Below are 23,639 nucleotides of genomic sequence, written 5' to 3'. Positions count from 1 at the left end.
CGCCCGCGCGAAAAAGCGATCAGCCGTCAGAGCGGTTTTCGGATTTTTAACCTGTTTAAAAAGGCTTTTCGCCGAAAAGGGCCTGCCCAGGCCTTGGTCTGCCCGCTCGTTTTTCAGCACGACGCGATCTGCGAATCGGGGCAGGCTCTGAGCCTGCCGTCGGCCCGACACCCGGCCGGTTTTCCGGCATTGCACGGACGCCTTTGCAGGCATTTTCAACTAAAAAAACACAGTCCGTTACACGGCAGAAGTGAGCGCGGGAGCGGCCATTGAAAAAGAAGATACTGCTGCAGCCGCCCGGTGTCTTTTTTCATTAATAGAGGGGCTGCGGCCTCTATTTTTTTATAGCGGACCGGGATAGTTACTTCTGCGGGATATGCATGGATGCGGCCGTTCCCTTTCCCGGTGCGCTTTCGATCTGTAATTCGGTTCCGTAATAGTGCTTCAGACGCTGGTTAATGTTTTTAAGGCCGACACTTTGCGTATGCTCCGACGTCAGTGCCTCTTTGATCTGCTCTTCGGTCATGCCGATGCCGTCGTCTGCAACACGGATGGCGACGCCGGCGTTTTCCCGATGCACGGACAGCGTGATTCGGCCGCCTTTTTTCTTTTTTCCGATCCCGTACTGGACAGCATTTTCAACGAGCGGCTGGATCATCAGCGGCGGCAGCGCGAAATCGAGATTTTCCTCAATATCGAAATCGGCGCGGACGCGGCCGGAAAAGCGCATCTGCTCGATAGTCAGGTAGGATTGCACAAGGGCCAGCTCTCTTCTGAAAGAACTGAGCGTCGACGTATTCTGAAAATCAAAGCTGCCTCTCAGGTAAGCGGCGAACTGTGCGGTCATTTCCCTTGATTTTTCAACGTCCTCATAGCTCAGCGCGATGATCGAATTGAGTACATTGTAAAGGAAATGAGGCTTGATCTGCGACTGCAGAAAAGCGATCTCCATCGTTCTCGCCTGGTTTGCTGATTTTTTCATGAGAATCAGTCCTTTAATACGTGCGGCAAATTCAGAGTAGTTATAGGGTTTTTGCAGAATATCGTTGGCGCCTGCGCGGAATGCCTGATATTTATCGGCCCCGATAACGGCTGCGGTAATCATCAGAACGGGCAGATCGATCAGGCTGAACCGTTCGCGGCGTTCGCGGATTTTGCTGCAGACCTGCAGGCCGGTCATGCCCGGCATCATCAAATCGAGAATAATCAGGTCAAGTTCCGAACGGGCGACGATATCGAGGGCTTCCTGCCCGTCTTTAACGGCAATCACGTTGTAAGGCACGGCTTCAAGCATATCAATGAGGATTTCCAGATTTTCGATGTTGTCATCCACGATCAGAATGGTCGGAGCGTTTTGCTTTTTGGAGAAATAGGGGGTCGTCAGCGATACTTTGCTTTGCTTTGCCGCCAGTGTTTCAACAGGTTCTTTCAGATGGACGACAGGTTTCTGGAGGTTGCGGGCAACCGGGAGCGTCACGTGGAAAATGGATCCCCTGCCGACTTTGGATTCGAATCCGATGGTACCGTTCTGAAGTTCAATGAGCTGCCGGACAATGCTCAGTCCCAGCCCTGCACCCTCGCTCGCATTCATTTCCGCCTGCTGAAAAGCATTGAAAATCGTCGCGCGCGATGCTTCGGGAATGCCGATTCCCGTGTCCGCAACGCTGATCTGTACCTGTTCCTCATGCTGAGCGGCCGAAACGGTAATCTGTCCTTTATAGGTGTATTTGATCGCATTATCCACTAAATTACCGACGATTTGCCGGAAACGGTTTTCATCGGCGAGAACCGGCGGGAGATCGGCCGGAATGCGGTCAACGAGGCGCAGGTTCTTTTTTTCAGCCATCGTCTTGAAGATAGCCAGCGTCAGTTCAACCGTCGACCGGACGTCGACCGGAACGGGGCGGACTGCGAACAGGCCCTGCTTCATCCTGGACAGATCGAGAATGTCGTTCACGAGGTCGGACAGACGGTAGCCGGTATGGATGATCAGTTCGATTTTCTCTCTTTCCTCGCTGATCGTTTTTTTATTTTTGCGGGCGAGCAGCGTCTGGCAAATGTTGATAATCGCGTTCAGCGGCGTCCGGAATTCATGCGATGTTTTAGCAATGAATTCATCTTTCAGTTTATCCATTCGGATCAGTTGCTGCGCCAGAGATTCGCTTCTTTTAAAGGCGTTGGAGAAACGCTGCGACATCAGCAGCGAGAGCATCAGCAGGAAGAGAATGGATGAAAAGGAGTACAGGGAAAAAAGGCTTCGCGAACTGTATGCGCTGATCGTCGTGATGATGATGTAGACACTCATTGAAAGAGTGGCAAACATCAGATAAATGCTTCCCTCACTTCTTTTTATGATCGCCAGAACAAAGATGTACGTAGCATAGACGAGGATGCCGATCGCCAGCAAAGTATGGAGAAACAGTTCAACGGCAACCAGAAAGCTCTGCTGGAATAATAAATCGAGCGCCAATGTGACGAGTGAAAAGGCAATACCCGCGGACGTCACCTTTTTGGAGACAAGATTTGGATACGAATACAATAAATAAAGCAGCGTGGCGATTCCGATGAACAGTGTCGTTGCCGATTCGAGAACGGTGACCGCACCGTAGGAGAGGCCGGGAACAAGCAGGTAAATGAGCCGCCCCGGGCTGATCCAGGAAACGATTACTGAAAAAAGCAGGCAGAAGATTGAAAAAAACAGCAGTTGAAGATCTTTTCTGCGCTGCATATAATAGCCGAGAAAGTAAAGGCCCATAATGAAAAAAGCGACAATCATGATCAGGTCGTTGAGCAGGGTCAGATCATGGCTTTGCTCGATCTGCCGTTCGGTGCCGAAAAAGAGCGGTTTGGCGATTCCCCATCCCGTGACCCCTTCGGCCTTGGATACCTGGATAATCAATTCATTATTTCCGCGCCGGATCGGGAAATAGGCGGCATAGGGTCTGAGCGAGGTATTCTGATCTTTTATGCCCGAAGGATTGCCGCTCCCGCCGATCAGCTGTCCATTCATAAATAGTCTGCTGGAACTGTAGATGATCTGCGTCTGAATGCCGAAAATCTGCCGATCCCGGTCGGAGCGGATCAGCAGCCGGTAGGTTCCGTAACTCAGATCAGATGTTTCTCCGCCTTTCACACTCTGTGCATTATCGGGAACGGCCACTGCCATTTCATGCTTGCCCCCGCCCGCATGAACGGCCGCCGGTGAAAGAATCTGATTTGGGTAAAAGTCCCATTGACCGTTTAACTGAACCTCTCCGGTCCGTTCAAAGTTCCAATTTTCGAGATTAAGGGCACCCTGCTTTGCCATAGGGCCGCTGTATCCTGAAAGATGCGACCACGACAAAAAAATTAAAAATAAGCCGATATAAATGAAAACAACGATGATCATGGCGGGCAAACGGCGCACACGTGTCACTCCCGTATCGGAATAGGAATATGATACTAGTAATTCTATCAGTTCAGCGATTCAAGTTGAAGGGCGGATTAATAAGAATTTATGAGTATCTTTCAACTCATGCATCTAGTAGAATGCTTCAAAAATAATATAGCATGGGGATAATCTCCTGAATCATTGCCGGGTTCAGAACTAAATTGAGATGGGTTGAAATCTTTTTTAATGTTACATAAGAAACGATTGATCAGTCGGATGGCGTGAATGCGCCGCCGCTTCCTCGGAAGGACACAATATCCTTCCGAGGGGCCATGCGGACGGCGGCATACTCCTCCGAAGAAGGTATTTCATGCACGGACGTCATACGCTTGAGATCTCCGATATTTTTCTTCAGCCTGGCGCTTATCCATATGAATCATGGCGAAGTACATCGGCAAACGTTGGATATTAACAGTAAAACACCATTTATCATCAGAAGGCGCAAAATCATTAGTAACGTGGGAGTAATCGGCAGTGAACAGACTGGAATCAATCAGTACGGACAGTCAGAACCGAAAGACAGATCCGGATTATTAATCATGGCTGAAAATTTATCGATCGCTGTGCTTGACTTATCGTTCGCGGAAATGATGCCGCCTTTCAAAAAAGGAATTGCCCCAGAAAGCGCCGATCATCAATTAACGGTACAGAGCGGCAATGGGCTGAAGCAATACTCGTTTAAGAATTAGGGTCCAAATCGGCTGATTTCCATATTTTTCTGTATGATATAATAGATGTATTAAATTAGTCCAAAAAATCCGAGAAAATACCCGGTTCTTGGAATCCGGCTGCCGGGGAAGGGGGAATCGGCCGGATGAATGCGATGGTTGTCGACGACGAGAGACTGGCCTGCACTCAGTTAAAAAGAATGCTGGAACGCACGGGGGCCTTTCAGACAATAAAAGTCTATGATGATCCGGAGACCGCGCGCGCTGATGCCGAAAAAGAGCCGGTCGACGTCGCCTTTCTGGATATTGAAATGCCGGAAATCAGCGGAATAGACCTGGCTGAAGCAATCCAGGCCGGCAATGAAGCCGTCCAGGTTGTTTTCATCACCGCATACGATGAATTTGCAATTAAGGCATTTGAAATAAATGCCGTCGATTACCTGCTTAAACCGGTTACCGTATCGCGGCTGAACAAAACGGTTGATCGTCTGCTCGGCCAAGCGAAAGCCGGGATTCATTCTGAGAAAGAGGCGGCGGACAAACGGCAGCTCGGCATTGAATGTTTCGGCAGCCTAAAATTTTACCGGAGGACGGAAGGTGTCAAGACCTATATTCCGGTTAAATGGCGGACATCGAAAGCCCGGGAACTGTACGCCTTCTTTTTGAGCGAACACGACCGTTTCATCAGCAAAGAAAGGCTGACAGGACTTCTTTGGCCGGATGCGGATCCCGCTAAGGCCCAGACCCAGCTCTACACCACCATCTATCAGATCCGAAAATTGATGAATCAGCTGCCTTTTCACCACCGCATTGTAAAAAACGATATCGGTTATTCACTCGTTTTATCCGGGACGCCGATCGATGCGGAAGAATGGGAAAAGGCGCTGAACGGACTGGAGCCGATCTCTGCGGCCTCGTACGAGGCACATATCCGCCTTTTCAAGATGTACAGCGACCACTATTTCGGCGAATACGGATACATATGGGCGGAGCCTGAGCGCGTCAGACTTTCCCGGCTGTGGATGGCGCATGCCTGCCGGCTGATCGACTTCCTGATCCGCGAGAAAAACTATGTCGAAGCACTCGACATCTGCCAGCAGGCCGATAAAATTGAACCGGATAGCGAAAAGATTATGAAATACCAAATTTCCATTTACAATAAAACCGGCAATGTTGAAGACGTCATCCATGTCTATGAACGTTATAAAAAGAGTAAAAACGCGATGAATTAACTAAAATGAGCCTTTCTTTTTAGCTGATGGACCCGTACCGGTCGAAAAGCTCTCTGCGCTGACCGAAAAACCCAGCCGCGACCGAAAAACGGCGCCTACCGGTCGAAAGCCTGGGCGTGTCGACCGAAAAATTGCCAGCACCGGTCGGAAGCCTGTCTGCGCTGACCGAAAAGCTGGGTGAGCCGACCGAAAAATCCAACCGCGACCGAAAAACAGCCGGCACCGGTCGAAAAGCTCGCAGCGCTGACCGAAAAATTGCCAGCACCGGTCGAAAGCCTCGCAACGCTGACCGAAAAGCTGGGTGAGCCGACCGAAAAATCCAACCGCGACCGAAAAACGGCGCCTACCGGTCGAAAACCTGGGCATGCCGACCGAAAAACAGCTAGTACCGGTCGAAAACCTGGGTATGCTGACCGAAAAACAGCCAGCACTGGTCGAAAGCCTCTCTGCTCTGACCGAAAAGCTGGGTGAGCCGACCGAAAAATCCAACCGCGACCGAAAAACGGCGCCTACCGGTCGAAAACCTGGGCATGCCGACCGAAAAACAGCTAGTACCGGTCGAAAACCTGGGTATGCTGACCGAAAAACAGCCAGCACTGGTCGAAAGCCTCTCTGCTCTGACCGAAAAGCTGGGTGAGCCGACCGAAAAATCCAACCGCGACCGAAAAACGGCGCCTACCGGTCGAAAACCTGGGCATGCCGACCGAAAAACAGCTAGTACCGGTCGAAAACCTGGGCATGCCGACCGAAAAACAGCTAGTACCGGTCGAAAACCTGGGTATGCTGACCGAAAGACAGCCCGTACCGGTCGAAAGCTCGCAACACTGACCGAAAAGCTGGGTGAACTGACCGAAAAACCCAACCGCAACCGATAAACCGCTACTAAACAGTCGAAAACCTGGGCGCCATGACTGGATAAACTCCTTGCTACAATGTTTTATCAATCAGGGACGATCTTTATGTTCTGATTATTCCCACTTATTGATTCCAGCCCGTTTAATGCAGATTTCTTGACTGTTCCTGTTGATTTTCCATCGATTGCTGTTGATATTTTGCTCTTTACTGATAAGCCAGCGTTTGCCGGCGATTTTGGCCATGATTCGCAGGGATACACAACGGCCGAGGAAAAAGATCGGCTGTTTCCGCCAGGTAACGCCTGCCCGCACAAGGCATCATCCTTTCAGCAGAATAAACCGCCGTTGCATGAACATTCAAAGTGCTTCTACAAATCAATCGTTTTTCGGAAGAATCGACGGTGCATTCGCGGCATAGACCGACAGGATACATGAGTCAAAGGAGAATACTCATTTAACTAAATCGGCAAAAAATATGATCATTCCAGAAGCTGAGAACCCGGCAGGAAAGTCGGGCTCTCAGCTTCTTTTTGTCTGTGATTTGCCGCACATATCAAGAGAAATTCTACATTGACTGGTAAAATGTTGAAAAGTGTTCAGAAACTGTCTAGTTCCACCCAATATACTGAAACCAATATCGGAAAGTTGGGGGTACTCTGCGAAATTTTTTAAAACTTCCGGAGACAGAAGCTTTAAAAACGGGAGGATGAAGGAGGATACATAACAACAGTGATCATTTCTGCAAATCTTTAAACCTATTTTTCTGCCGATCTCTGAAAAGCTGCACGATTCGAACGTCCTTATGAAAAAAACAAATGGTATTCCGTTCAGGGGAAAAAAACACACAGAAGGAGGAAAAATCAATTGAGAGCAAAGAGGCTTCCGCTCGGACTGAAAAAGACAAAGAGAAAAAAGTTCACCAAGCAGCTGCTCATCATCGCTGTGTCGCTGTTTGTCATCCTTAGCCAGACGTCGATGTCGCCGTTAGGCAATGCGCTGGCGGAGACAGGCAATACAACAAAAACAGCGGACAACAGCCAGTTCTTCGACATGACAAAACCGGTCCAGCTGACTACGGGAACGGAACCGGATCAGACAAAAGTCGTTTCTCAGAATAATCCGATTCAGAAAGACAATAAGGTCAACATTGAATACAATTACAATTTGTCTCAGAATCTGATTCAAGGTCTGAATAAACAGCCTTATGTCACAACGATTAACATTCCAAAAGAATTTCAGTTTGACACAAGTGTTTTGAAGGGTGCTATTAAGCTGGCGGATAATGCAACGGTTATCGGCAGCTATTCGATTGATGCGCAGACTCATGCGCTGACCCTGACAATCAATAAAACGACAACGGCACTGGCGGGTACAAAGGGTAAAATCGCTCTTGCGGCGACTTTCCACAACGACCTGCAGGAAGGACAGAACGAAATTAAGTTCGATCTCGGCAGCATCGCGAACAGTCCGTATGCCGTTCCGGTATGGACAGTTGTCCAGAGCTCGGCTGCCGGCAATGGCAGCAGTTCAACTGCTTCAGGATCATCGGGCAGTGCGGCCGCTTCGACAACATCCGGCTCTGCATCGGGTTCATCGAACAGCAGTTCAGTATCGTCTGCAGATCAGAGCAGCAGTACAGCAGTCTCTGCATCTTCTTCGAGTTCATCGGCAGCACCCAAGATAAATAGATTTTCCGCTGCAGCTTCTACATCGGCGCAGACCGGCACGCAGATCACACAGAATATACTGACGGGCGTCACGCTGACGGATGCAAACGGCAAGCCTTATGATCAATCCAATAGGGCAACAACCGATTCGCCGGCGAATATTGATTTCACCTACACCATTCCTAACGGTTTAAAAGTGAATGACGGGGATTACTATACTTTTAAACTGCCCAGTGATTTTGCCATCTATAATACAATAGGCCCCCTTCCATTAACTGACGGGAACGGTATACAAATTGGAACATTTACTGTCGGTACGGACGGGACCGTGACGATGACGTTTATCAATAATGCCAGCAATGATTTTTATTTTGACAGCCACTCCTATGTAGACGGAACGCTGACGGTGAATACGCGCTTTGATACTCAGACGATCACCGGTACGACACAGCAGCAGATCACGTTTCCGATCAGCCAGCCGGTAACATTAACGATTCCGTTCAAGCCGTCAAAGACGATGGATTCGATTGATAAACAGGGTTCGCCGGATAAAAGTTACAATCCGACCAGCATTAATTGGACAATCAACATCAACCAGACGGAAAATATGCTGACAAACGCTAAGCTGACCGATCCGACGCTGACAGGGCTGACACTTGATACGAACTCCGTAAAAGTTTATCCGGTGACGGTCAATGTCGACGGTTCGACAACGGTCGGAACAACGCCGATTGATAGCAGCCAGTATACGCTGAATACAGCCGACGGCAATCTGGAAATCGATTTTAATAAGCCGATCAGCAGTGCCTATCAAATCCAGTATTCAACAGCAATTACAGATGCAGGAAAAGATATTAAAAACTTTGACAATAAGGCGACATTATCCAGTGATGAAAACTCGCCGCTGACTGCCGATGCATCGGTAGACAATAATCGCGGCACCCATCTCACGAAGAGCGCGACCGGTTACGATGCGTCAACGCAGACGATCACCTGGACGATCAACTATAACGGCGACGAGAAGAACATAGCGGACGGAACGGTGCTGCACGATCTGTTTGACAACACACAATCGCTGGACGGTTCAGTGCAGGTTTATCATGCGACCGTCAATGACAACGGCAGCTTCTCACAGGGAGCGCTCGTCGACAGCGGCAGCGGCGCTTATACGGTGACGCCGGCATCTACATCCGAAAAGAACGGCTTTGATCTGACGTTTAACGGAACCGGCAACAGCGGCGCCTATCAGATTGTCTACAAGACAAAAGCTAATGGGCTGGTCACTGCCAACGGAACGGTCAATAACTCCGTTCAAGAAAATTCAGGAACACCTGTTCCTGCTTCAAAAGGTACCGCGGAGCAGGGCATTATCAAGTACAGTACGAGTGCCAATTATGCAAATAAAACAGATACATGGCATATTACGGTCAACGGCAATGGATATCTACTGAAGAACGCCACCATTACGGATACGTTTGACAACGCTGGACTGTCGCTTCAGAACAGCACATTTAAGATCCATGATGTGACAACAAATACAGATCTCACCGAAGGAACAGATTACACATTAACTTCCGATTCAAACGGCTTTACAGTTATCTTTAAAAGTGCGTATTCTTCAACAAGTGATGCGTTCACCATTGATTACACAACGGATTTCAATTATGCGAATCTGACATCAGGAAAAGTATTCTCGAATACTTCTAAGCTGGACTGGACGGATGAAAATGGGGATCCGCAGCATAGTTCATCAACGGCGACATTTACCCCGGATAGCGACACAAAGTCGAACGGGTTTAAAAACGGCTCCTATAATGCGGTGAGCAAACAGATCACCTGGAATATCGGCGTGAACTATAATCTGGCTACGATCACTGATCCGGTGATCAGCGATCCGATTACAGGCGATCAGCAGTACGTTGACGGATCGCTCGAGGTTCATTACATGACGCTGACCGGCGGAGCGAACGGTATTACAGTCGGGGATAACGTGCCGGCCGGTGATTACTCAGTCGATTATCCGTCCAGTGCCAATAGCAACACCTTAACGGTTCATTTTAATCATTCAATCACCACTCCTTATTACATTACCTTTAAAACGTCGCTGGCCGGCCAGGTTGTAAACCAAACGTATGCAAATACGGCGACGGTTAAAGACGGAAACACTCAGGTGACGGCACTTCCCGCTTCTGTCAGTCCGTCCAACGGCGGCAGTTTTGCCTCAAAAAGCGGCGCACAGGACGGCAACTATGTCGACTGGACGGTCAATATTAATGCAAGTCAGTCGACAATTTCCAATGCGCAGCTGGACGATACGCCGACGAACAATCAGATTATCGACCCGAACTCGTTCCATCTGTATCCGCAAACGGTCGATGCAAGTGGAAATCTGACAACGGATACGAGCCACGAATTGCAGCAGGGCAAAGATTACACCCTGGCGGTCAACACGGACAACAATACGGGTGCACAGACATTCACGATTAAATTCGCCAAGACGATCGACAGCGCCTATCAGTTGACCTATCGAACGATGATCAATGCGAATGATCGCGATACGCTAGGCAATACGGCGACGCTGTCCGGAAGCAACACACAGACAGTCAGTCAGCAAACGAGCCAAAGTGTTGTCGTGCGGGTGTCGAGCGGCTCCGGGACCGGCAGCGGTGTGAACGGGAGCCTCACCGTGCTGAAGGAAGATTCGCTCAGCAAGCAGCCGCTCGCCGGCGCGACATTTACGCTTTACGACAGTACCGGAACAACGGCGCTGCGTACATTGACAACGAATAGCGATGGTAAAGCAGCTTTTAACAATTTTAAATACGGAGATTACATTCTGAAAGAAACACAGGCGCCGAACGGTTATACGATCAGCGACGCTCTGGTCAGCGGGACTAAGATCACGATTGATGCATCTTCTTCGGCGGCGGGCGCTGTGACGGCCGTTGATGACAGTCAGAACAAGGTGATCCTGACCAAGCAGGATGTAAACGGGCAGCCGCTGGCCGGTGCAACTTTCCAGCTGGAAAGCAATATCGGCGGGAATTGGACGCCGACCCGCACGGACCAGACGATTCAAAGCGATGCAAACGGGAAAGTCGAAATCGACGGGCTGGCCCCGGGCAGTTATCAGTTAACGGAAACATCCGCTCCGGCCGGTTATTTGGTCAATTCAACACCGATCAATTTTACCGTCACAACGAATGCGAATAATCAAATCCCCGATGTCAATGCAGGAGTGCTGACCGATTATCAGGGCTCCGCAGTGCTGACAAAAGATGACAATGCGAACCATCCTCTTGCCGGAGCCGTTTATAAGCTGCAAATGCAAAACGGCGACGGGTCATGGAATACGATAAAACAGAATCTGGTAACGGGAAGCGACGGCAAGATCAGCGCTTCCGGTCTGGCCCCGGGCACGTACCGGTTTGCGGAAACCGAGGCGCCGAACGGCTATACCGTGAATGCTTCCCCGGTTGAATTTACGATAGCGTCAAGCGGTTCGGGCGATCCCGGTACGCAGCAGCTGACCCAATCCGATACTCAGAGCAGCGTCGTTTTGACAAAGGTCGACGCCAACGACGGCAATGCCAAGCTTGCGGGTGCGGAATTCGCACTTCAGGACAGCCAGGGCCATGCGATAACCAAAGATGCATTCGGCAAGGATCTGCCGGCGGCCTGGACGACGGACAGCAGCGGCCAGTTCACGGTAACCGGTCTTTCGACGGGCAGCTATCAGTTTGTCGAGACGAAAGCGCCGAACGGTTACCAACTGGATACGGCCCCAATTCCTTTTAACGTAACGAATGGCGACACGAAAGCCCAGGCCGTGACGTCGGCGGATAATCTGGACAGCGCGACGCTGACGAAGGTCGACGCGAACGACGGCAATGCCAAGCTTGCGGGTGCAGAATTCACACTTCAGGACAGCCAGGGCCATGCGGTAACCAAAGATGCGTTTGGCAAAGAATTGTCGGCAACATGGACGACAGACAGCAACGGCCAGTTCACGGTCAGCGGTCTTCCGGCAGGCGACTATCAGTTTGTCGAGACGAAGGCGCCGAGCGGCTACCAGCTGGATGCGACGCCGATTCCGTTTACCGTGACGAACACGGAAGTTAAGGCTGTTCCGATATTGGCAACGGATAAATTAAATCAGATTACTTTGACGAAGGTCGACAAGAATGATAACAGCATTCACCTCCAGGGTGCAGAATTCAAACTTGAAGACAGCAGCGGCAATATAGTAACCAAGGATGTAAAAGGCAATGATCTGCAGCCTGCGTGGACGACGGATCAAAACGGCCAGTTCACGATCACTGGTCTTCCGACGGGCAGCTATCAGTTTGTCGAAACAAAGGCGCCGAACGGCTATCAGCTGGATACAACACCGATTCCGTTTACGGTGACGAATACAGAAGCCAAGGCCGTTCCGATTACAGCAACGGATGAACTGGATGCTGCGACGCTGACGAAAGCCGACGCGAACGACGGCAATGCCAAGCTTGCGGGTGCGGAATTCGCGCTTCAGGACAGCCAGGGTCATGCGGTAGCCAAAGATGCGTCCGGCAAGGACCTGCCTGCGGCCTGGACGACGGACAGCAGCGGCCGGTTTACGGTTAGCGGTCTGGCAGCCGGCGACTATCAGTTTGTCGAGACGAAGGCGCCGAGCGGCTACCAACTGGATACGACGCCGATTCCGTTTACGGTGACGAATACGGAAGTCAAGGCTGTTCCGATTACAGCAACGGATAAGTTAAATCAGATTACTTTGACGAAAGTCGATGCGAACGACAGCAACATCCATCTTCAGGGTGCTGAGTTCCAGCTGTACGGCAGTGATAATCAGCTGATCACCAAGGACATCAACGGCAATGCGTTGCCTGCGGCCTGGACAACGGACAGCAATGGTCAATTTACGATCAGCGGTCTTCCGGCCGGCAGCTATCATTTTGTGGAAACCAAAGCGCCAAACGGCTACCAGCTGGATGCAACGCCGATTCCGTTTACGGTAACGAACACGGAAATCAAGGCTGTTCCGATTACAGCAACGGATAAACTGGATGCCGCGACGCTGACGAAAGTCGACGCCAACGACAGCAATGCCAAGCTTGCAGGCGCGGAATTCAAGCTGGAGAACAGCAGCGGCCAGGCGGTAACCAAGGATATTAATGGAAATACACTGAAATCGATCTGGACAACGGACAGCAGCGGCCAGTTCACGGTCAGCGGTCTCCCGGCCGGCAGCTATCAATTCGTCGAGACGAAGGCCCCGAACGGCTATCAACTGGATACAACGCCGATTCCGTTTAAAGTAACGAACACGGAAGTCAAAGCTGTTCCGATTACGGCAACGGATAAACTGGATGCCGCGACGCTGACGAAAGTCGATGCCAACGACAGCAATGCCAAGCTTGCAGGCGCGGAATTCAAGCTTGAAGACAGCAGCGGCCAGGCGGTGACCAAGGATATTAATGGAAATACACTGAAATCGATCTGGACGACGGACAGCAGCGGCCAGTTTACGGTCAGCGGTCTTCCGGCCGGCAGCTATCAGTTTGTCGAGACGAAAGCGCCGAGCGGCTATCAGCTGGATGCGACGCCGATTCCGTTTAAAGTGACGAACACAGATGTTGCGGCTGTTCCGATCACGGCAACGGATCGGCTGACGCCGGGTGATGTGCGGCTGACGAAAGTCGACCGGAATGACAGCAGCATCCATCTTCAAGGCGCGGTATTTAAACTGGAAGACAGTCATGGCAAAACGCTTAAAACAGGATTAATAACGGATGCCAATGGCCAATTTACAGTCAAAGGTCTTGCACCGGGCCATTACTTCTTTGTCGAGACGGCAGCGCCGAAGAACTACCGGCTGGACAGTACGCCGATTCCTTTTGCCATTGCAAAAGGTCAGGCGAAGGCAGTCGAAATTACTGCGACGGATCGGCCGGACTTGATTAATCAGGTAATTCCCGGAGGCAAACCGGGCGGAACGTACAATGTTGTCGATCAGCACGGCCATATCGTTGCACACGGAGTCAGCGCAGATAAGACGGGCAATGTTTCCTTTAAAGGCCTTGCAGGCGGTAAGTATCATCTTGTACAGACCGCTGCGTCAGGGAAAAGCGGAGCGCTTCCGATTACCGGCGATACGAGCGATATCGCCGCCGTCGCGGGAGGATCTCTGCTTCTTATAAGCGGCGGAGCCATTGCCTTCTTCACGAGAAGACGGAAGAATCGCGATTGACCCTGCCGGCAGGCAATTGAATTTTTTCAACGGCATCTGATCGGGATACTTTGATCAGGTGCTTTTTTATAGAAAAAAGAGGACAGCAAAAGAGGATGATCCGGGATGAGACGCAAGTTAATAATTACAGTTCTGATTCTGACAGGCCTGGTTCTGATCTGTTCCCCTTTTATCAAAGACGCCCTGATCGGGTTCATGAGCACCCGCCTGAGCGCGGAAAAACTGACGGCGGTCCAGCTGAACGAGAATGATCATCGTCAGGCTTCCTTCGATTTTGGTGATTTTGGTGCGATCCAGCCGCCTTCATTTTTTGAAACCCTGAAGGCGGGCGCCGGTGCCGATCCGGAAGCGGTGGTCGGTCAGATAACGATAAAAAGCGTGGGAATCAATCTGCCTATTTTAAAGGGGACGACGAGCGCGAATCTGCTCGCCGGAGCGACGACGATGCGGCCGGATCAGCGAATGGGTACGGGAAACTATCCGCTCGCGGGGCACCATATGCGGCAGGCAAGCCTGTTGTTCGGCCCGCTGATGCATATTCGTATCGGCAGCCAGGTCGTAATTACTGATCTGAAAAATGATTACACGTACGAAATTACAGGGAAAAGGATTGTTCCGGAAACAGACGGAAGCGTGATTGAACAGACGGCCGAAAAACAGATCACGCTGATTACATGCGATAAACCGACGCGGACACCGAACAGGCTCGTTGTCACGGGAAAACTGATCGGTGTGACTCCTCACGATGCCAAACGGCACTGAAGTGGTGTAAGATAAAAAGAGATACCGCATGTTTCAGCTGCAGCGACAATTTTTCAAACGGAGTATCCCATCGGCTTATGTATCTGGCCGGAGCGCCGCGATCCGTCGTCCAGGGCGGGTATCTATTCTTTTGGGCAATGCGCGTGGCGATCAGCAGCGAAATTTCGGAGCCGCACCGAATCCCGGAAACTTGCGCCGAATCAGGCTGAAGTCGCGCCGAAATACTGAAAAGCCGCACCGAAAAGAGCAAAACTCGCACCGAAATTTCGGAGTCGCACCGAAATAGGAAAAAGCCGTACCGAATCGGTTCAAAGTTGCGCCGAAAAGCAGAAAATTCGCACCGAATCGGGCCGAAGCCGTACCGAACTTGAGCAGACGCACCGAATCGGTCAGAACTCGCACTGAAATAGGAAAAAGCCGCACCGAATCGGTTCAAAGTTGCGCCGAAAAGCAGAAAACTCGCACCGAATCGAGCCGAAGCCGCACCGAACTTGAGCAGCCGCACCGAATCGGTCAGAACTCGCACCGAAATAGGAAAAAGCCGCACCGAATCGGTTCAAAGTTGCGCCGAAAAGCAGAAAACACCGAATCGGACTGAAGCCGCACCGAAATTTCTGAGCCTATCCGAATGTCAGTAACGGCCGATGCGGAATTGAAGCACACTCTGCCGGTCTGGATGGGTCGGAAACATTTTACGGCGGACAGTCGACGGCCGGCTGACGACGCAGTTTGCCGAACTGGATAAGCATGAGGATAATCATATTTTTCAATAAGGATGATGTCAGTGAGCATTCTTGATGCTGAAGGATTATATAAGACATACGGAGATAAAACGCTGCTTGACGGGATTTCTTTTTCAATTTCCGCGAAGGAAAGAATCGGCCTGATCGGCGTGAACGGCACCGGTAAATCGACGCTGCTCAATGTGATCGGGGGTGCGGATTCGGTTGAGGCCGGAACCATCCGGCACGCCAATGCTTTCCGGCTGGCCTATCTGGCGCAGTCGCCGGCATTCGAAACCGGCGTCGCACCGATTGATTACATCTACGGCGGGACGGCGCCGATGATGGCCACATTGAGGAACTACGAACAGGCGCTTGCGGATCTGGATGACGATCCTTCAAGCAGGACGAAGCAGGATGCTCTGATGGCACAGCAGCAGAAAATGGACGCGGCGGGGGCCTGGGAAGCCGAAGCGGCGGCCGCCAATATTTTAACCCGTCTCGGTATCCATGACTTTCACACGCCGGCTGCCGAACTTTCCGGCGGCCAGAAAAAAAGAGTCGCGCTTGCCCGTACGCTGATCCAGCCGGCCGATCTGCTGATTCTGGATGAGCCGACCAACCATCTTGACAATGAAACGATCGAGTGGCTGGAGGAAGCGCTTATTCAATATCCCGGAGCTCTGCTGATTGTCACACACGATCGCTATTTTCTCAATCGTGTCACAACGAAAATATTCGAGCTGGATCAAGGAAAACTCTATATCTATAACGGAAACTATGAAATGTTTCTTGAGAAGAAGGCTGAACGGGAGGACAGGGAATCGGCTGACGAGGCAAAACACCGGAACCGGCTGAGACGGGAACTGGCCTGGCTGAAACGGGGCGCCAAGGCGCGGTCGACGAAGCAGAAGGCGCGAATCGAAAGGATACACGGAATGCAGGCGCACAAGGGCCCCGAGACGAAGCAGTCTGTCGATCTGGCGATCGGATCGGCGCGCCTCGGCAAAAAAGTGATTGAAGCCAAAAACCTGACAAAAGAGTTCAATGGGCAGCCGCTGATTGAGAATTTCGATCTGCTTGTGACGCCCGGAGAGTGCCTCGGCATCATCGGCCCCAACGGCAGCGGCAAAACAACCCTGCTGAATCTGCTCGCCGGGCGGCTTGCGCCGGATGCGGGAACGGTCGAAATCGGCGAAACGGTAAAAATCGGTTACTATACACAGGAACATGTTGAAATGGATGAGGACCTGCGCGTCATCGACTATATTAAAGAAGCGGCGCAGGTCATGAAAACGGCAGACGGGCAACTGGTGACGGCGGAACAGATGCTTGAGCGTTTTCTGTTTGCCAGACCGCAGCAGCACACGTATATTCGCAGACTGTCCGGCGGCGAGCGCAAGCGCCTCTATTTATTGCGTGTGCTGATGCGGGAGCCGAATGTCCTTTTTCTTGATGAGCCGACCAATGATCTCGACACGGAGACGCTGAGTGTGCTTGAAGACTATTTGCTGCAGTTTCCGGGCACAGTCATCGCCGTCTCGCATGACCGCTTTTTTCTCGACCGTGTTGCCGACCGCCTGATTGCCTTTGAAGGGAGCGGCGTGATCCGGCGCTTCGAAGGCAATTATAGTGGCTATATTGCGGACAAGAAGAAACAGCCGCCGGGAAATGCAGCGGCGGCTAAGAAGGCAAAGTCCGTTCCCGCGCCTGTGATTCAAAAAAAGAAAAAGCTGTCATTCAGAGAAGAACAAGAATGGAACGGGATTGAAGCGCGCATTACCGCGCTCGAGGAAAAAGTGGAAACGCTGAAAAAGGCGGTGGCCGAAGCCGGTAGCGATGCAGGGCAGGCGCAGACGCTTTTTGCCCAGCAGCAGGATGCGGAAGAAGAGCTGGATCGGGCGCTGGACCGCTGGACCGAGCTTTCGCTGAAAGTGGAAGCATTGGAAAAAGAATAGTGACAAAAAGCCGGCTGAAGCTGTTTTCAGAGTTTCAGCCGGCTTTTTTAGTTCTGTTTTGCCGCGTGCGATTGATCGCTTGCCGGGTTCAATTTAATTTTAATCTTTCAGATCATGATCTTTAAATTTATTAGCCGGCGCGGTATAGTTATCGGTCGTGGGTACAGACTTATCGGTCATTACATTCGATTTATCAGCCGTTAACAGGCATGTAACGGCTGTCCGATCCGTATTTTTGTCCATCCTCCCTTGATCTGCGGCCTGCTTATCCCTTCTTTTTCCTGAAGTGCCAGACGGCGCTGCGAAAGTCGCCTTTGCCGGCGGGGACGGCCAGCCCGGCGTACATCAATTCATCACCGCCGATGGTGCTGCCGGTTGCTGCATCTTCGTACAGGGCGTGCGGGTCGAGGCCCTTGAACTGAAACGTATGAAGCGGCCGTGCCGGATCGGCAAGAATTTCGAAGAAGAAGCCGGCTGTCTCCGATTTGTCGGAAGCCACGAAACACCAGGCGGCCGTATTGCTTTCAAAAGGGTTTTCGATCCGGTAAAAGTCGCCGAACTGAATAAGCGGCCGGATTTCTTTATAAAAGGCGATCTGCTTCCCGACCGCTTTTTTTTCCTGATCGGTCAGCCGGGTCAGATCCAGTTCGTAGCCGAAGTTTCCCGACATCGCCGCATGCCCCCGGGTGCCAAGAGAAGTGACGCGTCCGATTTGGTGATTCGGGACGGCGGAAACGTGGGCACCGATGGCAATCGCCGGATAGAGCAGGCTTGTGCCGTACTGGATTTTCAGCCTGCAGACGGCATCGGTGTTGTCGCTCGTCCATGACTGCGGCATGTAATAAAGCATACCGGGGTCGAAACGGCCGCCGCCGCTCGAACAGTTCTCAAACAGAACGTCCGGGAATCGGGAAGTCAGCGCTTCGATCAGTTCGTAAAGGCCGAGTATATAGCGGTGAGCCGTCTCGCGCTGCCGGTCCGCCGGCAGCTGTGCGGATCCGATTTCCGTCATATGCCGGTTCATATCCCATTTTACATAATTAATGTCGGCCGAGCGCAGCACGGCGGTCAGCGCTTGTATGAGATAGCCGCGGACATCGGCGCGCGACAGGTCGAGCACGAGCTGATTGCGGCTGAGCGTACGCTGCCGGTTCGGGACATGCAGGCACCAGTCCGGGTGTGCGCGGTACAGGTCACTGTCGGGCGAGACCATTTCCGGTTCGAACCAGAGGCCGAATTTCAGACCCAGTCCGTGGATCCGCTCCGAAAGCCAGCCCAGGCCGTGCGGCAGTTTGCGCCGGTCGACGGTCCAGTCGCCGAGCGAACTTCTGTCATTATCGCGGCGGCCGAACCATCCGTCGTCAAGGACGAACAGTTCGATTCCGAGTTTTCCGGCTTCCGCAGCGATTGCCAGCAATTTTCTCTCATTCAGCCGAAAATACGTCGCTTCCCAGCTATTAACCAGGATCGGTCGCAGTTGATCGCGGTAGCGCCCCCGGGCCAGATGCGTGCGGTAGAAGCGGTTATAAGTCCGCGACATGCCGCCGAGGCCCTGGTCCGAATAAACCATAACTGCTTCCGGCGTCTGAAATGACTCGCTGGGCCCGAGTTTCCATGAAAAATCGAACGGCCCCATCCCTATGGATGCCCGGACTGTTCGATAGGCATCCATCTCAACCTGTGCGCAGAAATTGCCGCTGTAAACGAGACTGAACCCGTAAACTTCGCCATGATCCTCATCGGTCCGCTCGCGCAGCAGAGCAAAAAAAGGATCGTGCTGCGGGCTGCTGGCCCCCCGGCGGCTCTCGATCACCTGCATTTCCCGGGAAAGCGGATGTCTTGAAATATTACGCTCATTATTATGCGATCCGTAACAGGACAGAAGGTCAAACCGGCCGTCCCGGAAATCGATGCTGGTGCTCAGCCCGCGCAGGAGGCGGATCGGGGCCGTTCCGCCGTTTGTAAAGCGGACAGAGCGCGCGATGATGCCGAAGTCGCGGAACACTGTGTAAGTCAGTGTAGCCTGAAGGCCGCCGCCATCGTCTTGCAGAAAAATGTCCAGAGACTGTGCCTCGCGATCATCCTCGGCATAAGTAGCAGGCAGTCCGCGGAGCTTTTTTTTCCCCCGGTAGATGCGGTGTCCCGTGTAACGCATGTCGGATACTGTCGAGCCGTTCTCGAATTGCACCTGATAGGCGGGATGACGGAAATCGCCGCTGCCGTATGCCGGATATTCCTGCGGAAGCGTGGCCAGTGAAAATTCCGGATGGCCCGGATCGGCATAGGGCGCAAAAGAACGCTTGACGAAGAGCGGTCCGGCGCTGCCGCGCAGAGCGGATAGCAGCCGTCCCCAGTACAGATGCAGCGGATAACCGTCCATTATCTGAAAAACATAGCTGACCCCGTGCGCACACAAATGAAAGCGCTGATGGGTTCTGTCAAAGGAAATCATGCCGACACCTCCGATTGAGATGGATCACTCTAAATAATATGACTCCATTGCCTGCCATTAGACGATCCGGGAGAAGGATCCGAAGGCTGCCGATAAATTGCTTGAAAAATTTGTATCTTGTGACTAAGATGAGCATGAGATCAGCATTTTAATCGGGTTTGAAAGGGTGAATGGGATGTCCTTTATTAAGAAGTTCTTCCATAAGAAAGGCTCCGACTATCAGACGGACATCCGTGCAGCGGCAAGCGGTGCAGGGGCGCCGGACGCTGAATTTCTCCCGCCGCTGGCCGGCAGAATCGTTCCGATTACGGAGGTTCCCGATCCCGTCTTTTCTCAGAAAATAATGGGCGACGGATTCGCGGTCATTCCGCAGAGCGACATGGTCCGCTCGCCGGTTGACGGCCAGGTCATCCATATATTCCCGACCAGGCACGCGATTGCCCTTAGATCATCGGGGGGCCGCGAACTGCTCATCCATATCGGACTGAATACGGTTTCCCTCAAAGGTGAGGGATTTACGATGCTTGTAAAAGAAGGGGAGCGGGTCAAAAAAGGGGAGCGGCTGTTAAAAGCCGATTTTTCCCTGATTGCAAAGCGCGTGCCTTCGACGATAACATCCGTCGTGTTCACGAATCTGAAAAAAGGAGAAAAAGTCGTCATTCAAGGAAGCCGCATCTCCATAAAAAATGATCATTGATTTTTCGTTTCCAATAGAAAAGGAGATCCGAACCGCCTGCTGCTGGCGGTCCGGATCTCCTTTTTTAAAGCCTGCCGTTCTGAATTATGATGCGAGCGGCCGTGAGGCACGTATTGCAAAGATGTTGATGGTGATGAAAACGACCGAGAAAAGGAGCAGCACCGCTCCGTCGAACCACCAGCCGGCGAATCCCGTACCGCGGATCATGATATTGCGCAGCGCATCGGTCGAATAATGGATCGGCATCAGAGCGCCGATGGCCCGGACCCAGCCCGGGAGTGTATCGATCGGGAACAGTCCCGAGAGAAAAATCTGCGGGACGATGACCAGCGGAATGAACTGAAACATCTGCAGTTCATTTGAAGCGAATGTCGAAAGCAGGATGCTGAGCGAAAGTGCGCTGAATGAAAGAATAAAGACGATAATCAGCACGTCGAAAATGCTGCCGACGTTATAGATTTGCAGGACGTAAACGATAAAACAGGTCAGGATAAAGGACTGGACAATCACGAACAGCCCGAAACCGGCCATATAACCGCAGATAATCTGGTAATTTCGGATCGGAGACGCCATGAGACGGTCGAGTGTGCCGGTCGTCCGTTCACGCAGGAAAGAAACGCCGCCGATCATAAAAATGAACAGAAAGACGAAGATGCCGACCATCGCCGGTCCAAATGAGTCAAATGTGTTCAGGCCGGAGTTGCCGTGCAGGTAGGAGACGTCGAGCTCAGTCTTTTGCGGCGGCTGAATGCCTGCCGGCGCCCCGGATTTTGCAGCATTGAGCTGAAGACCGGCCAGAGCGGAAGGAGCATAGCGCTGCATGATGACGGTCATCTGCTTCATGATCTTCTGCTGGGCCTGAATCGCCTTCTGCTGGCTCTGAATCAGGTTCTTCAGCTGTGTCTGCATTTTATTTACTTGAATTTGCTGCACGGCCTGCATCGATTTTTGAATTTTATTCATTGCCAGCCCGTTCCGCTGCGGATCGCTGCCTTCCAGATGAACGGCAACCGGATTCCCGAGATCCACATAGGCGTCGATCTGCTTGTCTGCCAGCTGCTGCCGGGCCTCAAAGGGGCTCATGCGCTCGTAGTCCGCTGATTTAAAAGCGGGAAGCAGATCCGACGATTCATAGTTGATGACGGCAAGATGCGGAGTAGCGCTTTTTGCGCCGAAAATATACCAGACCAGTGTCAGAATAAGAAGCGGCGCGATAATCAGCAGAGCGAGCGTCCGCTTGTCGCGGATGATCTGGCGGATAATGCGTCTTGCCATTGCGGACAGATTGCTCATGATTTTGCCCCTTCCCTGACCAGAAAAACGTCTTCAATAGTCGAAACGCCGTACTGGCGCATGAGTTCTTTCGGCGCACCTTCGGCGATGATATGCCCCTCACTGAGCAGGCCGACGCGGTCGCACTGCGCTACCTCGTCCATCACGTGGGTCGTGACAATCATCGTTGCCCCCTTGCTCCTCAAGTAATGAAAAAGCCTCCAAATATCTCTGCGGATCAGCGGGTCGAGTCCGACGGTCGGTTCGTCAAGAAGATAAAGGCGCGGTTCATGAACGAGTGCGGCGGCAAGCGAAAGCCGCCGCCTCATGCCGCCGGAGAATTGGGAGACACTCTTTTTCAGATCATTTTCCAGTCCGACGTTTTTCGCGACTTCCCGAATCCGCCGTTTCTTTTCTTTTCCGCGCATTCCCTGAATCGCTGCGAAAAATTCCAGATTCTGATAGGCACTCAGCTCGTTATAAAGCGCGTCGGACTGTGCCATATAACCGAGCGACCGGAAGGCATTGAGTGTCGGCGCCTGTTCGAAAAGTTCCACACGGCCGCCGTCCGCTTTCTCCAGCCCGAGCAGGATTCTGACCAAAGTGGTTTTTCCGGCGCCGGAAGGGCCGATCAGCCCATAGATTTCACTTTCACGGAGCGTGAGGGAAACATCGTCAAGCACAACCTGTTTCTTATAATGCTTGTAAAGATGTTCCCCGATAACCGGGTATGTCATCGCCATCACATCCTTCACCGAATGAATAATTGATGAACACAGTGTTCATCAATTATGATAAAATGGAACCGGAATTTGTTCAATGTGCAATGTCAGAGAAAATGATCATTAATAGACACTTGCAGTAAGAATGTCTGATAACAGAAAAAATACCTCAAAAGCGCCGCCCTTGTCAACAACGGCCGGGAACGGCTCATCTATTCAAACGGCGCCGTTCTGACATCCCGAACAATTTCGCACAGATTTTTACCTGTTATTCCAATCAAAAATGAATGGGGCGATAACCATGCAGCCGGAGTCAACGGATCGCCGGGCCGTCAAGACAAGAGAAGCGATAGAATCTAAATTTCTGGAAATGCTGCTTCGGAAAAATTTTAACGAGATTACGGTGAAAGATATTGCTGCCGGGGCAAATGTCAGCCGCGGCACCTTTTATCTGCATTATGTGGACAAGTTCGACCTGCTCGGCCGGGTCATGGACGGCGGTCTGACTGCTTTGATCACTCATTTTCATCCGGAAAATTTTTTTGAGAACGGCAGATTGATCCCTGAGAAGGTGGTCGGCTTTGTCACCGGCATTTTCGGCCATTTTCAGAAACATGAACTGTTTTTTCGAGCGATGCTGTTTAACGAGGGCATTCCCGGATTCCGCAGCAGGGTACAGAAGAGTTTTCTGCAAAGGTTCTACAGTGAAGTGCCCGGCCTGATTTCTTTGCATGGCACGTCCGATCCGGTGACGTTCGAAATTGTCCCGATTTTTATTTCCTCCGCCATGCTCGGTTTGGTCAGCTGGTGGTTCGAGAACGACATGAGCATCTCAAAGGAGGAGATTGCCAGAAGATTATTTCTGATCATGGCCAAGGGCCCGCTGCGTGCGCTCGGATTTGTCGTTGATGACGGACAGGAAGAAGGATAGAGACAAGCTGCCGATTTTCCGCCGT

The 23,639-nt window shown here is 51.7% G+C and carries 12 protein-coding genes; 8 read left to right on the top strand and 4 right to left on the bottom strand.

What is annotated here, in order from left to right; all coding sequences use genetic code 11:
• Positions 1–361 precede the first annotated feature (361 nt).
• Positions 362–3,388: a hybrid sensor histidine kinase/response regulator gene (locus OYT88_RS07445; RefSeq protein WP_274399200.1), complete on the bottom strand. Its 3,027-nt coding sequence runs from the start codon at positions 3,386–3,388 to the stop codon at positions 362–364.
• Between the two features lie 371 nt (positions 3,389–3,759).
• Here OYT88_RS07445 and OYT88_RS07440 point away from each other — a divergent pair, with 371 nt between their 5' ends.
• The 6 genes from OYT88_RS07440 (at position 3,760) to OYT88_RS07415 (ending at position 17,540) form a co-directional block, all read left to right on the top strand.
• On the top strand, positions 3,760–4,119 hold the full coding sequence (locus OYT88_RS07440; RefSeq protein ID WP_274399019.1) for a hypothetical protein: 360 nt from the start codon (positions 3,760–3,762) through the stop codon (positions 4,117–4,119).
• Positions 4,120–4,244: 125 nt separating this feature from the next.
• Positions 4,245–5,330, top strand: coding sequence for a response regulator (locus OYT88_RS07435; protein ID WP_274399018.1), 1,086 nt, complete (start codon positions 4,245–4,247; stop codon positions 5,328–5,330).
• Between the two features lie 467 nt (positions 5,331–5,797).
• Positions 5,798–6,205: a hypothetical protein gene (locus OYT88_RS07430; protein WP_274399017.1), complete on the top strand. Its 408-nt coding sequence runs from the start codon at positions 5,798–5,800 to the stop codon at positions 6,203–6,205.
• Positions 6,206–7,048: 843 nt separating this feature from the next.
• On the top strand, positions 7,049–14,098 hold the full coding sequence (locus OYT88_RS07425) for a SpaA isopeptide-forming pilin-related protein (RefSeq protein WP_274399016.1): 7,050 nt from the start codon (positions 7,049–7,051) through the stop codon (positions 14,096–14,098).
• Positions 14,099–14,203: 105 nt separating this feature from the next.
• Positions 14,204–14,860 carry a class A sortase gene (locus tag OYT88_RS07420; RefSeq protein ID WP_274399015.1) on the top strand — a complete coding sequence of 219 codons (657 nt, stop codon included), beginning with the start codon at positions 14,204–14,206 and terminating at the stop codon, positions 14,858–14,860.
• Positions 14,861–15,644: 784 nt separating this feature from the next.
• A complete protein-coding gene (locus OYT88_RS07415; RefSeq protein WP_274399013.1) occupies positions 15,645–17,540 on the top strand; it encodes an ABC-F family ATP-binding cassette domain-containing protein in 1,896 nt (631 codons plus the stop codon).
• 265 nt (positions 17,541–17,805) lie between these two features.
• On the opposite strand, the gene OYT88_RS07410 is transcribed toward OYT88_RS07415, so the two are convergent.
• Positions 17,806–19,992, bottom strand: coding sequence for an alpha-galactosidase (locus OYT88_RS07410; RefSeq protein WP_274399012.1), 2,187 nt, complete (start codon positions 19,990–19,992; stop codon positions 17,806–17,808).
• 175 nt (positions 19,993–20,167) lie between these two features.
• Between OYT88_RS07410 and OYT88_RS07405 the strand changes: the two genes are divergently transcribed.
• The gene (locus OYT88_RS07405) at positions 20,168–20,689 is read left to right on the top strand and encodes a PTS sugar transporter subunit IIA (protein ID WP_274399009.1); all 522 of its coding nucleotides are present in this window, start codon (positions 20,168–20,170) and stop codon (positions 20,687–20,689) included.
• An 84-nt stretch (positions 20,690–20,773) separates the two neighbouring features.
• On the opposite strand, the gene OYT88_RS07400 is transcribed toward OYT88_RS07405, so the two are convergent.
• The gene (locus OYT88_RS07400; RefSeq protein WP_274399007.1) at positions 20,774–21,982 is read right to left on the bottom strand and encodes an ABC transporter permease; all 1,209 of its coding nucleotides are present in this window, start codon (positions 21,980–21,982) and stop codon (positions 20,774–20,776) included.
• Positions 21,979–22,698, bottom strand: a complete 720-nt coding sequence (locus OYT88_RS07395; RefSeq protein ID WP_274399199.1) for an ABC transporter ATP-binding protein — start codon at positions 22,696–22,698, stop codon at positions 21,979–21,981. Before OYT88_RS07395 ends, OYT88_RS07400 begins: the two co-directional genes overlap by 4 nt.
• A gap of 286 nt (positions 22,699–22,984) precedes the next feature.
• Between OYT88_RS07395 and OYT88_RS07390 the strand changes: the two genes are divergently transcribed.
• Positions 22,985–23,614, top strand: coding sequence for a TetR/AcrR family transcriptional regulator (locus OYT88_RS07390; protein WP_274399005.1), 630 nt, complete (start codon positions 22,985–22,987; stop codon positions 23,612–23,614).
• Positions 23,615–23,639: the final 25 nt, after the last annotated feature.

Origin of the sequence: Sporolactobacillus sp. CQH2019, assembly GCF_028765345.1 — a bacterium.
Lineage (GTDB): Bacteria > Bacillota > Bacilli > Bacillales > Sporolactobacillaceae > Sporolactobacillus.
Note: the sequence above shows the minus strand (reverse complement) of the source record. Positions and strands in the feature narration are given on the sequence as shown.